The sequence below is a fragment of the Kitasatospora sp. NPDC057198 genome (assembly GCF_042670125.1).
Classification (GTDB): Bacteria; Actinomycetota; Actinomycetes; order Streptomycetales; family Streptomycetaceae; genus Kitasatospora.
The window spans coordinates 1-14,708 of record NZ_JBHUWH010000015.1 but is presented as its reverse complement, the minus strand read 5'-3'; the positions used below and the strand labels follow the sequence as shown (position 1 = coordinate 14,708).

Here is a 14,708-nt window from a genome sequence, read left to right as displayed (position 1 = left end):
TCAACCGGGCGGAGGCAGCGGCATGGTGGTATCGCGACGGGTGTTCCTACAGGCGGCGACAGCGGCCGGCCTCGCGACGGGCCTGGCCCTGGGCGAGACCCCGGCCCGCGCCGCGAGCGCGCCGGGCGACGTGGTCGGCAAGGTGACGGTCGGCTACCAGGGCTGGTTCGCCTGTCCGGGCGACGGCGCCCCGATCAACGGCTGGTGGCACTGGTCCCGCGACTGGGGCACCGCCCCCTCCCCCGCCAACAGCGCGATCGTCGCCTGGCCGGACGTCCGCGAGTACCCGCGCACGTACGCCACCGCCTTCGCGAACCTGAACAACGGTCAGCAGGCCGCCCTGTTCTCCTCCTACGACCAGTCCACCGTCGACCTGCACTTCCGCTGGATGAAGCAGTACGGCATCGACACCGCCGCCCTGCAGCGCTTCAACCCGACCGGCGGCGAGGGCCCCACCCGGGACGCGATGGCGGGCAGGGTGCGCAGCGCGGCGGAGTCGCAGGGCGTGAAGTTCTACGTCATGTACGACGTCTCGGACTGGACGGGCATGCAGTCGGAGATCAAGTCCGACTGGACGGACAGGATGCGCGCCCACACCGCCTCGCCCGCGTACGCCCGGCAGAACGGGAAGCCGGTGGTGTGCCTCTGGGGCTTCGGCTTCAACGACAACCAGCGCCCGTTCACCCCGGCGCAGTGCCAGGACGTGCTCAACTGGTTCAAGGCGCAGGGCTGTTACGTGATCGGCGGGGTGCCGACCTGGTGGCGCACCGGCGACCGGGACTCCCGGGCCGGCTTCTCGGACGTCTACCACTCCTTCGACATGCTCTCGCCCTGGCTGGTCGGCCGGATCGGCAGCGCGGCGGACGCCGACAACTTCTACAACGTGGCGACCGTCCCGGACCTGGCGGAGTGCGCCGCGCACGGCATCGACTACCAGCCGTGCGTGCTGCCCGGCGGGGTCGGCGACCGGCAGCGGGCGCACGGCGACTTCATGTGGCGGCAGTTCTACAACATGGCCCGGGCCGGGGTGGCGTCCGCGTACGTCTCGATGTTCGACGAGTACAACGAGGGCAACCAGATCGCCAAGACCGCCGAGTCCCGGGCCTGGGTGCCCGCCGGGTCCGGGTTCCTGGCGCTGGACGAGGACGGCACCGCCTGCTCCTCGGACTACTACCTGCGACTGACCGGCGACGGCGGCCGGATGCTCAAGGGGCAGCTGCCGGTGACGGCGGCCCGCCCGACCCCGCCGTTCCCGACCGCGCCGGACACCACCGCCCCGACCGCGCCGGGCGGCCTGCGGGTGACCGGCCGGAGCGACACCACGGTCTCGCTGGCCTGGAACGCCGCCACCGACGACGTGGCCGTCACCGGCTACCGGGTCCTGCTCGGCGACGCGGTCGCGGCCGCCACCACCGCGACCTCGGCCACCGTCACCGGCCTGTCCCCCTCGACCGCGTACGGCTTCACCGTCCGGGCCCTGGACGCGGCGGGCAACCTCTCCGCCGCCTCCGCCCAGGTCTCGGCGACCACCGCCGCCGCCACCGTCCCCACCGGCGACCTGGCGCTGCGCCGGCCGACCTCGGAGAGCGGCCACACCCAGGTCTACGGCTCCGGCAACGCGGTCGACGGCGATCCGAACAGCTACTGGGAGAGCGTCGACAACGCCTTCCCGCAGTGGCTGCAGGCCGACCTCGGCTCCGTCCTCCCGGTGCGCCGGATCGTCCTGTCCGTCCCCCCGGCCGCCGCCTGGGCCACCCGCACCCAGACCGTGGAGGTGCAGGGCAGCACCGACGGAACCGCCTTCACCCGCCTGCTGGCCCCCGCCGGGTACGTCTTCGACCCGGCGACCGGCAACAGCGCGACCCTCACCCTGCCGGCCGGCTCCAGCACCCGCCACGTCCGCCTGGTCTTCACCGCCAACACCGGCTGGCCGGCCGGCCAGGTCGCCCAACTCCAGCTCTACGCCTCGTAGTTCCGCCCGCACGGGCCGGGGGCGGCAGCCGGAAACCTCTTCGCCGCGCCCCCGGCCCGCCCGTTAGCCTCCCTGCGTGAACGATCCGACGGCCGGCGACCCCGGCGAACCAGACATCCGCAGTCCGCTGCGCTACCTGGCCTGGCTGGCCACCAGCCAGCTGCGCCGCTCGCTGGCCGGCACCTTCTACGGCACCGCCTGGATGCTCGGCCTGACCGTCCAGCCGTACCTGCTCTCCCGCGCCGTCGACGACGGGCTGCGCGCCGGCCGGGCGGGGCCGGTCCTCGGCTGGGCGGCCGCGATGCTCGGCTTCGGCGTGCTCAGCACCGCGCTCGCCTGGGGCCGGCACCGCACCATGACGCTGGTCCGCAACGACGCCACCTTCCGCACCGTCGCCGTGGTGCTGCGGCACAGCACCCGGCTGGGCGCGGCGCTGCCCCGGCAGGTGACCGCGGGCGAGGTGGTCACCATCGGCATCTCCGACGTGGTCCGGATGTCCCTGGCGCTGACCTTCGTCGGGCCGGGCGTCGGCGCGGTGGTCTGCTACCTGACGATCGCCGCGGCCCTGTTCGCGCTCTCCCCGCTGCCGGCCCTGGCCGTCCTGCTCGGCCTGCCGCTGCTCGGCCTGGCGCTGCGCCCGCTGCTCTCCCGCCAGCAGCACGTCGAGGACGCCTACCGCGACCACCAGGCCCGGCTGACCGCCCGCTTCGAGGACCTGGCGGGCGGGCTGCGGGTGCTGAACGGCCTCGGCGGCAAGGACGCGTACGCGGCCCGCTACCGGGACGACTCCCGGCGGCTGCGTGCCGCGGGTTACCGGGTCGGCGCCGTCACCAGCTGGATCCAGGCCCTCGGCACCGGCCTGCCCGTGCTGCTGCTGGCCGCCGTGACCTGGCTCGGCGCCCGGCTCGCCGTCGCCGGCGAGCTGACCCCCGGGCAGCTCGCCGCGGTCTTCGGGTACACCGCGGTGCTGATCGTCCCGGTCTACTTCCTGCTGGAGAACACCCAGGAGATCGGCCGCGCCCTGGTGAGCGCCCGCCGGGTGGTCGCCTTCCTCGCCCTCGCCCCCGACCCGGACCTCGACGCCGCCGAACCGCCGTCCGGGCAGGCCGAGTTGGCCGATCCCGAGTCCGGCGTCCGGCTGGCCCCCGGCACCCTGAACGTGCTCGCCTGCGCCCGCCCGGCCGAGAGCGCCGCCGTCGCCGAACGGCTCGCCCGGCTCACCCCCGGCACCGCCGCCGAGTGGGGCGGCACCCCGCTCGCCGACCTGCCGCTGACCGCCGTCCGCGACCGGATCACCCTGGCCGAGAACGAGGCCGCCCTGTTCGCGGGCACCCTGCGCGAGACCGTCCGCGGCCGCACCGGGGCCGGTGACGACGCCCTGCTGGCCGCGATCGACGCCGCCGCCGCCCGCGACGTCCACGACGCCCTGCCCGGCGGCCTGGACGCCCCGCTCGCCGCCGACGGCCGCAACCTCTCCGGCGGCCAGCGCCAACGCCTGCGCCTGGCCCGCGCGTTGACCGCCGATCCGGAGGTGCTGCTGGCCGTCGAACCGACCTCCGCGGTCGACGCCCACACCGAGGCCGCGATGGCCGCCGGGCTGCGCGCCGCCCGCACCGGCCGGACCACCCTGCTCACCTCCACCTCCCCGCTGCTGCTCGACCGCGCCGACACCGTGCACTACCTGGTCGACGGCAAGGTCGCCGCCACCGGCGCCCACCGCGAACTGCTCCGCACCCAGCCCGGCTACCGCGCCCTGGTCACCCGCGAGGCCGGCTCCCGCCCCAAGACCCCAGCCGAGGACGCCAGTTGAGCACCCTTCCGATCGCCTCCCCGCGCCAGGTCCGGCGGGCCGCCGTCGCCCTGGTCCGCTCCGACGGCCGGGCCTTCGCCGCCGTGCTGGCCCTCGACGCCGCGGCCGCCCTGCTCGGCCTGGCCGGGCCCTGGCTGCTGGGCCGGCTCGTCGACCGGATCCGCGCCGGGGCCACCACCGGTGACGTCGACCGGGTCGGCCTGCTGCTGCTCGGCTGCGCCCTGGCCCAGATCCTGCTCGGCCGCCAGGCCCGCTACCTGGCGCACCGGTTCGGCGAGCGCTCCGCCGCCAAGGTCCGCGAGCAGCTGCTCGACCGGGTCCTCGCCCTGCCCGCGGGCACCGCCGAGCGCGCGGGCACCGGCGACCTCACCTCCCGCGGCACCGCCGACTCCACCGCCGTCGGCGAGACCCTGCGGGACGCCGCGCCGGAACTGCTGGTCGCCTGCGCGCAGATCCTGTTCATCCTCGGCGCGCTCCTCCTGGTCGGCCCGCTGCTGGGCGGCTGCGGCCTGCTCGGCGTCCTCGGCGTCGTGCTCGCCTCCCGCTGGTACCTGCGCCGCTCCCGCCCGGCCTACCTCGCCGACCGGGCCGCGACCGCCGACCTGGCCGAGACCCTCTCCGCGACCGCGCACGGCGCCCGCACGGTGGACGCCCTCGGCCTGGGCCCGCAGCGCCTGGCGGCCGGGCGGGCGGCCGTCGCCGGGGCGCACCGGGCCCGGATGCGCACCCTGCACCTGCGGCTGCGCTTCTTCGCCGCCATCAACCTCTCGTACCTGCTGCCGGCCGTGCTGGTCCTCCCGCTGGGCGCCGTCCTGGTCGCGCACGGCGCCGTCACCCCGGGCGCCGCCGTCGCCACCGCGCTGTACCTGCAGCGCATCGCGGACCCGCTGGACACCGTGGTCATCCTGCTGGAGGGCCTGCAGAGCAGCACCGCCGCGTACGCCCGCGTCGAGGGCCTGGCCCCCGCACCCGCCGCCGTCCGGGCCCGCACCGGGGAGCCCGCGCCCGCCGACGACCGGATCCGGGTGACCGGCGTCCGCTACGCCTACCCGGACGGCCCGGACGTCCTGCACGGCCTGGACCTCGACCTGACCCCGGGCGAGCGCCTCGCCGTGGTCGGCCCCTCCGGCTCCGGCAAGACCACCCTGGGCCGCCTGCTGGCGGGCGTCGAGCGCCCGCGCACCGGCAGCGTCACGGTCGGCGGCGTCCCGCTGGCCGACCTCGCGCCGGAGCGGCTGCGCCGCCAGGTCGTCCTGGTCACCCAGGAGCACCACGTCTTCCTCGGCACCCTGCGCGACAACCTGCGGATCGCCGCCCCCGGGGCCGACGACGCCGCGCTGACCGCCGCGCTGGACGCGGTCGGCTGGGAGCACGACCTGCCCGACGGCCTGGACACCGCGCTCGGCCCGGCCGCGACCCGGCTGGACGGCGCCCGGGCCCAGCAGCTCGCCCTGGCCCGGGTCATCCTCGCCGACCCGCACACCCTGGTCCTGGACGAGGCCACCGCCCTGCTCGACCCGGCCACCGCCCGCCACACCGAACGGGCGCTGGCCGCCGCCCTCACCGGCCGGACCGTGATCGCGATCGCCCACCGGCTGCACACCGCGCACGACGCCGACCGGGTGGCCGTGCTCGCCCACGGCCGCCTGACCGCCCTGGGCCCGCACGAGGAACTGCTGGCCGCCGGGGGCCCGTACGCCGACCTCTGGCGCACCTGGCGCACGACCTGAGGCGCCCGCAGGGGCGGGCCGGGGCCCGGGGAACGGCTACCTGAGCACGCCCGCGTCCATCCCGCCGGTCTCGGCCGGGGCGGCCAGCAGGCCCAGCTCCGCGACCGAGGCGAGGCGCGGGTGGGTGGGCAGGATCCGGACGGTGTAGCCGAACGGGCCGGTGCGGGAGAGCTCGAGGTGGCCCTCGTAGCGGATCCGGCCGTCGAGGTCGGTGCCGCCGCCCGCGGGCTTGAGGGCGAGCGTGGCGGCCTCGGAGATCCGGTCGCTCCCGTCGACCCGCCCGGCGACCACCTGCACCTCGACGTCCTCGGGCCGGAGCCGTCCGAGGTTGACCTGGACGCGCAGCGCGAGCGTCGCGCCGAGCTCCTGGGCCTCGCCCGCCCCGTCCGCCTCGACGTGCTCGACCCGCACCGCGGGCCACGCCTCCCGGATGCCGGCCTTCCAGTCGGCCAGGTCCTTCGCCGCCGCGTAGTCGCCGGCCCCTCCGGCCAGCCGCCGCTCGGCCGCGGCCGCCGGGGCGTACAGCCGCTCGACGTACTCGCGGACCATCCGCCCGGCCAGCACCTTGGGGCCGAGCGTGACCAGGGTGTGCCGGACCATGGAGATCCACCGGTGCGGGAGGCCGTCCGCGCCGCGGTCGTAGAACCGGGCGGCGACCTGGTGCTCGATCAGGTCGTAGAGCGCGGCGGCCTCGATGTCGTCGCGGCGCTCGGCCTCCTTGCTCTCCGGGTCGAGGACGCCCTCGCCGGTGCCGCCGTCGGCGGTGGGGATGGCCCAGCCGTTCTGGCCGTCGTACCACTCGTCCCACCACCCGTCGAGGATGGACAGGTTGAGGCAGCCGTTCAGCGCGGCCTTCATCCCGGAGGTGCCGCAGGCTTCCAGCGGCCGCAGCGGGTTGTTCAGCCAGACGTCGCAGCCGGGGTACAGCGTCTTGGCCATCGCCATGTCGTAGTCCGGCAGGAAGACGATCCGGTGCCGCACGGCCGGGTCGTCGGCGAACGCGACCAGCTTCTGGATCAGCCGCTTGCCGCCGTCGTCGGCGGGGTGCGCCTTGCCCGCGATGACGATCTGCACCGGCCGCTCGGGGTCGAGCAGCAGCCTGCGCAGCCGGGCCGGGTCGCGCAGCATCAGGGTGAGCCGCTTGTACGAGGGGACGCGGCGGGCGAAGCCGATGGTCAGCACGTCGGGGTCGAGGACGCTGTCCGTCCAGCCCAACTCGGCCTCCCCGGCGCCGCGTTGGCGCCAGGAGGCGCGCAGCCGGCCGCGGGCCTCCTCGACCAGCTGGGCGCGCAGCGAGCGGCGCAGCTCCCAGACCTCGGCGTTGCCGATCCGCTCCAGGCCGGTCCACTGGCCGGCGGTGCCGACGGCCATCGCGGCCTCGGCGCGCTCCTGGCCGATCTCGGTGGCGCCGAGCCGGACGACGGCGGGGTCGATCCAGGTGGGGGCGTGCACGCCGTTGGTGATCGAGGTGATCGGGACTTCGGGCGCGTCGAACCCGGGCCACAGGCCGCGGAACATCTCCCGGCTGACGGCGCCGTGCAGGGTGGAGACGCCGTTGGCGCGCTGGGCGAGCCGCAGGCCCATGGCGGCCATGTTGAACAGCTTGGGGTCGCCGCCGCTCCAGCTCTCCGCGCCGAGCGCGAGCACCTGGTCGACGGGGACGCCGGGCAGCGCGGCGTCGCCGCCGAAGTGCCGGGCGACCAGCTCGCGGTCGAAGCGGTCGATGCCGGCCGGCACGGGCGTGTGGGTGGTGAACACGGTGCCGGCCCGGACGGCCTCCAGGGCGTCGGCGAAGCCGAGCCCGGGGTGGGCGGCGGTGAGTTCGGCGATCCGCTCCAGGCCGAGGAAGCCGGCGTGGCCCTCGTTGGTGTGGAAGACCTCGGGCGCGGGGTGGCCGGTGAGCCGGCAGTAGGTGCGGACGGCGCGGACGCCGCCGATGCCCAGCAGTATCTCCTGCATCAGCCGGTGCTCGCTGCCGCCGCCGTAGAGCCGGTCGGTGACGTCGCGTTCGGCGGGGGCGTTGGCCTCGACGTCGGAGTCGAGCAGCAGCAGCGGAACACGGCCGACCTGGGCCCGCCAGACCTGGGCGGCCAGCGTGCGGCCGCCGGGCAGGGCGAGGTCGATCCGGCAGGGGGTGCCGTCCTCCTCGCGCAGCAGGGTGACGGCGAGCGCGTCGGGGTCGAGCAGCGGGTAGCGCTCCTGCTGCCAGCCGTCCCGGTCGAGGGACTGCCGGAAGTAGCCGTGCCGGTAGAACAGGCCGACGCCGATGATCGGGACGCCGAGGTCGGAGGCGGCCTTGAGGTGGTCGCCGGCCAGGATGCCGAGGCCGCCGGAGTACTGCGGCAGCGCGGCGGCGATGCCGTACTCGGGCGAGAAGTAGGCGATGGCGGCGGGCAGGTCGCCGTCGGGCCCGGCGGGGTCGCCCGCGCCCTGGTACCAGCGCGGGCCGGTGAGGTAGTCGCGCAGTTCGTCGGACAGGTCGCCGAGGCGGCGCAGGAAGCGCCGGTCCGCGGCGAGCGCGGCGAGTCTGGTCGCCGGGACTTCGCCGAGCAGTCGGACCGGGTCCTCTCCGACGGCGGCCCACACGTCCGGGTCGACGGAGCGCAGCAGCTCCCTCGTCTCGGGGTGCCAGGACCAGCGGAGGTTCAGCGCGAGCTCGTGCAGTGGCTGCAGTTGTTCGGGCAGGACGGTGCGGACGGTGAACCTGCGGATTGCCTTCACGGGAGGGAGCGTAGCCCCGGACGTACGCCTGAAGGGGTGTCAACTGGCGGGCGGCACACCCGTTCGGAGCAGCGTTGAGATCGTTCCGGGCGCGTGGTGGCAAATCCCGGCGCGCGGGGGGCGCACGCTGGGAAAAGAAGCGCCGTCGGGTGTGAACTTCTGGGGACGGAGGTGTTTCGGGTGTCTGTTTCGCCGTTGCATACCGGCTGAAACCGCGCGCCTACCCGCACGTAGCCCTTGCCGGTGGTGCGAGGATGCAACAAGGTCGTGAGTGCCGCTGGTGCGCGATCGGTGGTCGCACCCTGCTGCCTCGGCCGCTGCATGTCCTGTTCGACGAACCCTCACTTTCCTTAGCCCATTCGGCCCCAGTCGCCGCGTATCCGCGTGTCCTTGTTCCCTGCCCGGTCGTTTTCCGGTGGGTTGGGTCACGCGGGGGGCGTGCACCGAGCGACGCGCGCCGGGACACGTGCGTTCGGCTCGGCGCGCCACCGCGCGGCCGCGACCGGTGGGCGGGGTTGCCGGGGCCGTCGGCACGGGCAGGCTCCGGTCGCACGTCCTTCCTCACCCCAGCAGTCCTCCCGGCACTCCCTCGGCGCCGCTGCCGCGGGAGTCGCCGCCGATCTCGGGCAGGAGCATTGGCATGCACGGCGACACGCGGGACCAGTCCACGGTGCCGACGGAAGACGCACCGGACACCCCGTCAGTTCCGGTCCTCCCGGCGGACGCCGCGTCCGCCGGCGAACCGCCGGTACCGGCCCCGCGCATCGGCGCGGCCCGCCGGAAGGCCGCCGGACCGGCCGCGGGGCGCGCCGCGGGCACTCCCCGCAAGGCCGCCGCGAAACGGACCACCACCGTCAGGTCCACCGCCGCGGCGGACGGGGCGGCGGCCCCGGAGACCGCCCGGAAGGCCACCCCCCGCAAGACCACCGCCCGGAAGGCCGCGGCGTCCGCCACCCCGGGCGGGCCCGCCGCCCCCGCCGCGCGTCCGGCCGCCGAGCGCGCCGCCGCCCGTCCCGCCCGCAAGACGACAGAGAGCGACACCGTGATCGGCCGCATCCCCGTGCTTGACGTGACCCCGCTCGTCGACGCCGGCCGGCGTCCGGCCAAGGCCGTGGAGGGGGAGCGCTTCCTGGTCTCCGCGACGGTGTTCCGCGAGGGCCACGACGCGGTCGGCGCCAACGTGGTGCTGCGCGACCCGCGCGGCCGCTCCGGCCCGTGGACGCCGATGCACGAGCTGTCCGAGGGCAGCGACCGCTGGGGCGCGCACGTCACGCCGACCGCGCCGGGCCGCTGGTCGTACCTGGTGGAGGCGTGGTCCGACCCGGTGGCGACCTGGCGCAAGCACGCGGCGGTGAAGCTCCCGGCCGGGATCGACACCGCACTGGTGCTGGAGGAGGGCGCGCAACTGCTGGAGCGCGCCGCCGCCGGGGTGCCGAAGAAGGACGGCCGGGCCCAGGTGCTGGCGGCGGTGGACGCGCTGCGCGACACCGGCCTGCCGCCGCTGAGCCGCTACGCGGCGGCGCTGGACCCGGAGGTGACCGCGCTGCTGGCCCGCCACCCGCTGCGCGAGCTGGTCTCGGCGACCCGCCCGCAGCCGCTGCAGGTGGACCGCAAGCGGGCGCTGTTCGGCTCCTGGTACGAGTTCTTCCCGCGCTCGGAGGGCGCGGTGGTCGACCCGTCGGGCGTCGAGCCGCCGGTGTCGGGCACGTTCCGGACGGCCGCCGAGCGGCTGCCCGCGGTGGCCGCGATGGGCTTCGACGTGGTGTACCTGCCGCCCATCCACCCGATCGGCCGGGCCCACCGCAAGGGCCCGGACAACGCGCTGGCCGCCGGCCCGCGGGACGTCGGCTCGCCGTGGGCGATCGGCTCCCCGGAGGGCGGCCACGACGCCGTCCACCCGGACCTGGGCACCCTGGAGGACTTCGACCACTTCGTGGCCGAGGCGTCGGCGCTCGGCCTGGAGATCGCCCTCGACTTCGCGCTGCAGTGCTCGCCGGACCACCCGTGGGTGCACAAGCACCCGGAGTGGTTCAGCCACCGCGCGGACGGCACCATCGCGTACGCCGAGAACCCGCCGAAGAAGTACCAGGACATCTACCCGGTCAACTTCGACCAGGACTTCGACGGGATCGTCCGCGAGACGGTGCGGATCCTGCGCTTCTGGATGGCCCGCGGGGTGCGGATCTTCCGGGTCGACAACCCGCACACCAAGCCGGTGAACTTCTGGGAGAAGGTGCTGGCGGACATCGCCCGCACCGACCCGGACGTGCTGTTCCTGGCGGAGGCGTTCACCCGCCCGGCGATGATGCACACCCTGGGCAAGATCGGCTTCCACCAGTCCTACACGTACTTCACCTGGCGCGACACCAAGTCCGAGCTGACCGAGTACCTGACCGAGCTGACCGGCGAGGCGGCCGCCTACATGCGGCCGAACTTCTTCGCCAACACGCCGGACATCCTGCCCGAGTACCTGCAGCACGGCGGCCCGGCCGCGTTCGCGGTGCGCGCCGTGCTGGCGGCGGCGCTCTCGCCGACCTTCGGGGTGTACGCGGGCTTCGAGCTGTTCGAGAACGAGGCGGCGGCGCCCGGCTCGGAGGAGTACCTGCACTCGGAGAAGTACGAGCTGCGCCCGCGCGACTGGTCCCGGCAGGACTCGCTCGCGCCGCTGCTGACCGCCCTGAACCGGCTGCGCCGCCGGCACCCCGCGCTGCAGCAGCTGCGGGACCTGCGCTTCCACCCCGTCGACAACGAGCGGGTCATCGCGTTCTCCAAGACCGCCGTCACCGAGGACGGCCTGGAGGACCACGTGATCTGCGTGGTCAACCTGGACCCGCACCACGTCCAGGAGGCCACGGTGACGCTCGACGTGCCGGGGCCGCTGACGGTGCACGACGAGCTGACCGGCGCCACCTACGCCTGGGGCCGTCACAACTACGTCCGGCTCGATCCCTCTTCCGGGCCGGCCCACCTCCTCACGGTTCGGAGGAACCCGCAGTGACAGTCAACGAGCCCGTCCCCGACACCTTCGCCGACACCCCCGCCCGGGACCGCGACCCCGAGTGGTTCAAACGCGCGGTCTTCTACGAAGTGCTGGTGCGCTCGTTCCAGGACAGCAACGGCGACGGCGTCGGTGACCTCAAGGGGCTCACCTCGCGGCTCGACTACCTCCAGTGGCTGGGTGTGGACTGCCTCTGGCTCCCCCCGTTCATGAACTCACCGCTGCGGGACGGCGGTTACGACGTCTCGGACTACCAGTCGGTGCTCCCCGAGTTCGGCAACCTGGCCGACTTCGTGGAGTTCGTCGACGCGGCGCACGCCCGCGGCATGCGGGTGATCATCGACTTCGTGGTGAACCACACCAGCGACCAGCACGCGTGGTTCCAGGCGTCCCGCAACGACCCGGACGGGCCGTACGGCGACTTCTACATGTGGGCCGACGACGACAAGCAGTACCCGGACGCGCGGATCATCTTCGTCGACACCGAGTCCTCCAACTGGACGTTCGACCCGGTCCGCAAGCAGTACTACTGGCACCGCTTCTTCAGCCACCAGCCGGACCTCAACTACGACAACCCGCGGGTGCAGGAGGAGGTGATGGCCGCGCTGAAGTTCTGGCTGGACCTCGGCATCGACGGCTTCCGCCTCGACGCGGTGCCGTACCTGTACGCCCGCGAGGGCACCAACTGCGAGAACCTGCCGGAGACCCACGACTTCCTGCGGCGGGTCCGCAAGGAGATCGACGCCAACTACCCGGACACCGTGCTGCTGGCCGAGGCCAACCAGTGGCCGGAGGACGTGGTCGACTACTTCGGCGACTTCGGCTCCGGCGGCGACGAGTGCCACATGGCGTTCCACTTCCCGGTGATGCCGCGGATCTTCATGGCGGTCCGCCGGGAGTCCCGCTACCCGGTCTCCGAGATCCTGGCGAAGACCCCGGAGATCCCCTCGGGCTGCCAGTGGGGCATCTTCCTGCGCAACCACGACGAGCTGACCCTGGAGATGGTCACCGACGAGGAGCGCGACTACATGTACGCGGAGTACGCGAAGGACCCGCGGATGCGGGCCAACGTGGGCATCCGCCGCCGGCTGTCCCCGCTGCTGGAGAACGACCGCAACCAGGTCGAGCTGTTCACCGCGCTGCTGCTCTCGCTGCCCGGCTCGCCGGTGCTGTACTACGGCGACGAGATCGGCATGGGCGACAACATCTGGCTCGGCGACCGGGACGGCGTCCGCACCCCGATGCAGTGGACGCCGGACCGCAATGCGGGTTTCTCGTCCGCCGACCCGGGCAGGCTCAGTCTGCCGCCCATCATGGATCCGGTGTACGGCTTTCAGGTGACCAACGTCGAGGCGCAGCAGAGCAGTTCGAGTTCGCTGCTGCACTGGACGCGTCGCATGATCGAGATCCGCAAGCTCAACCCCGCGTTCGGCCTCGGCAGCTACACCGAGCTGCCCTCCAGCAACCCCGCGGTGCTGGCCTTCGTGCGCGAGTACGAGGGCGACCTGGTCATGTGCGTGAACAACTTCTCGCGGTTCGCGCAGCCGACCGAACTGGACCTGCGGCAGTACGGGGGGCGGTACCCGGTCGAGCTGATCGGCGGCGTGCGCTTCCCCGCCATCGGAGAGTGGCCGTACCTGCTGACGCTGGCCGGCCACGGGTTCTACTGGTTCCAGCTGCGCCAGGACCGGACGAAGCCGTCCGGGTCGCGGTAGCGGCCGGAGCGCCGCAGCACGTCCACGAAGTAACGATCCCTCAGGCCCCGAACGGGACGTCACCCTCCGCGGGCGCGCGGGAAGTCTCGCGCGCCCCCGGGGGTCTTCGCACCACCGCGTACGGAGAACAGCCCAACGGCCACCCACACGAAGGCGTGACACCGAGCCGCTGCTCGCGTGCCGTCGCCGCCGCGCCGCCGAAATCCGGAAGACTGCTGGGCCCGGCCACGATTCGTCGGGCAGCCGCCCGCTTCCGGGGAAAGGGAGTCATGTCCGAACCCTCCCGTTCTCAAGCCCACGTGCACCGTGAGCCCTCCGACGCCGCCACCGGGCAGGTGGGCACGCGCGCGCCGGGGGTCCGGAGAACCGCCGCCGGAGTCAGCGAGCTGGTCCAGGCGGCGCTGCCGCTGATCGCCGAGTGGCTGCCCACCCAGCGCTGGTACGCCGGGAAGGGCCGGCCGATCGCCGCGCTCACCCCGGTGGTCGGCACCCCGCTGCAGGTCGGCGACCCCGCCCTGCTGCACCTGCTGCTGCGGGTCGAGCACGGCGGCGCCACCGCCGGGCCGGGGGACGTCTACCAGCTGCTGCTGGGCATCCGCTCGGAGCAGCCCGCCTCGGTCGGCCCGATGGCGGTGCTGGGCCGGCTGGCGGGCGGCACCTACGACGGGGCGACGCTGTACGACGCGGTGCACGACCCGGAGCTGACCGGCCGGCTGCTGGAGCACCTGGCCACCGGCGACCGGTTCGGCTCGCTGTCCTTCCGCCGCACCCCGGGCCCCGGCCTGCCGGGCAACCTGCCGGGGCGGGCGTGCACCGCCGAGCAGTCCAACTCCTCGGTGATCTACGACACCGAGTTCATCCTCAAGCTGTTCCGCCGGATCAGCCCGGGGACCAACCCCGACCTGGAACTCTCGCTGGCGCTGTCCCGGGCCGGCTCGACCCGGATCCCCCGGGTCGCCGCCTGGTTCGAGTGCCGGCTGGAGCGCTCCGAGCCCGCCACCCTGGGCCTGCTGCAGCGCTACCTGGCGGACGCCGAGGACGGCTGGGAGCTGGCCCTCGACCAGGTCGCCCGGCTCAAGGGCGACCCCTCGCCCGGCAACTTCGCGATCGAGGCGCACCGGCTCGGCCGGGCCACCGCCGAGGTGCACCGGGTGCTGGCCCGCTCGATGCCCACCGCCCGGCTGGACCGGGCCCGGATCGCCGAGCTGGCGGGCGCGATGGCCGACCGGCTGGACTCCGCGGTCACCGCGGTGCCCGGCCTGATGCGCTACCGCCCGGCGCTGCGCGCCGCGTTCCAGCAGCTCACCGCGGCCCACCTGGACGGGCTGCCGGTCCAGCGGATCCACGGCGACCTGCACCTGGGCCAGGCGATGCGCACCCCGCAGGGCTGGGTGCTGCTGGACTTCGAGGGCGAGCCCGCGAAGCCGCTGGCCGAGCGCCGCCTCCCGCAGCCCGCGCTGCGGGACGTCGCCGCGATGCTCCGGTCCTTCGACTACGCGGCCGCCCACCTGCTGGCCGGCGCCCCCGGCCAGGACCCCGAGCTCGCCCTGCTCGCCTCCGCCTGGGCCGCCCGCAACCGGGCCGCGTACTGCGCCGGCTACACCGCGGGCGGCGGCGTCGACCCGGCCGGGACGCCGGAGCTGATGCGCGCCCTGGAGATCGACAAGGCGGTCTACGAGGTGGTGTACGAGGCCCGGCACCGGCCGAGCTGGCTGCCGATCCCGCTGGCGGCGATCAACCGCCTGGCCGACACCGTCTGACC

At 74.5% G+C, this 14,708-nt stretch carries 7 protein-coding genes; 6 read left to right on the top strand and 1 reads right to left on the bottom strand.

Features of this window, described 5'->3' with window-relative positions; all coding sequences use genetic code 11:
• Window positions 1–22: 22 nt before the first annotated feature.
• The 3 genes from ACFUEL_RS03475 (at window position 23) to ACFUEL_RS03465 (ending at window position 5,512) form a co-directional block, all read left to right on the top strand.
• On the top strand, window positions 23–1,972 hold the full coding sequence (locus tag ACFUEL_RS03475) for a discoidin domain-containing protein (protein WP_380234264.1): 1,950 nt from the start codon (window positions 23–25) through the stop codon (window positions 1,970–1,972).
• Between the two features lie 76 nt (window positions 1,973–2,048).
• Window positions 2,049–3,782, top strand: a complete 1,734-nt coding sequence (locus ACFUEL_RS03470; RefSeq protein WP_380234263.1) for an ABC transporter transmembrane domain-containing protein — start codon at window positions 2,049–2,051, stop codon at window positions 3,780–3,782.
• Entirely contained in the window at window positions 3,779–5,512 is a 1,734-nt protein-coding gene (locus ACFUEL_RS03465) for an ABC transporter ATP-binding protein (protein ID WP_380234262.1), read from the top strand. The genes ACFUEL_RS03470 and ACFUEL_RS03465 overlap by 4 nt, the downstream gene beginning before the upstream one ends.
• A gap of 36 nt (window positions 5,513–5,548) precedes the next feature.
• On the opposite strand, the gene glgP is transcribed toward ACFUEL_RS03465, so the two are convergent.
• A complete protein-coding gene (gene glgP / locus ACFUEL_RS03460; RefSeq protein WP_380234261.1) occupies window positions 5,549–8,233 on the bottom strand; it encodes an alpha-glucan family phosphorylase in 2,685 nt (894 codons plus the stop codon).
• A gap of 1,042 nt (window positions 8,234–9,275) precedes the next feature.
• Here glgP and ACFUEL_RS03455 point away from each other — a divergent pair.
• The 3 genes from ACFUEL_RS03455 to ACFUEL_RS03445 all read left to right on the top strand — a co-directional run bounded on the left by ACFUEL_RS03455 (window position 9,276) and on the right by ACFUEL_RS03445 (window position 14,706).
• Window positions 9,276–11,231, top strand: coding sequence for a maltotransferase domain-containing protein (locus ACFUEL_RS03455; RefSeq protein ID WP_380234288.1), 1,956 nt, complete (start codon window positions 9,276–9,278; stop codon window positions 11,229–11,231).
• Window positions 11,228–12,946 carry a maltose alpha-D-glucosyltransferase gene (gene treS, locus ACFUEL_RS03450; RefSeq protein WP_380234259.1) on the top strand — a complete coding sequence of 573 codons (1,719 nt, stop codon included), beginning with the start codon at window positions 11,228–11,230 and terminating at the stop codon, window positions 12,944–12,946. The genes ACFUEL_RS03455 and treS overlap by 4 nt, the downstream gene beginning before the upstream one ends.
• A gap of 269 nt (window positions 12,947–13,215) precedes the next feature.
• Window positions 13,216–14,706 carry a maltokinase gene (locus ACFUEL_RS03445; protein ID WP_380234258.1) on the top strand — a complete coding sequence of 497 codons (1,491 nt, stop codon included), beginning with the start codon at window positions 13,216–13,218 and terminating at the stop codon, window positions 14,704–14,706.
• The last annotated feature ends 2 nt before the right edge of the window (window positions 14,707–14,708 follow it).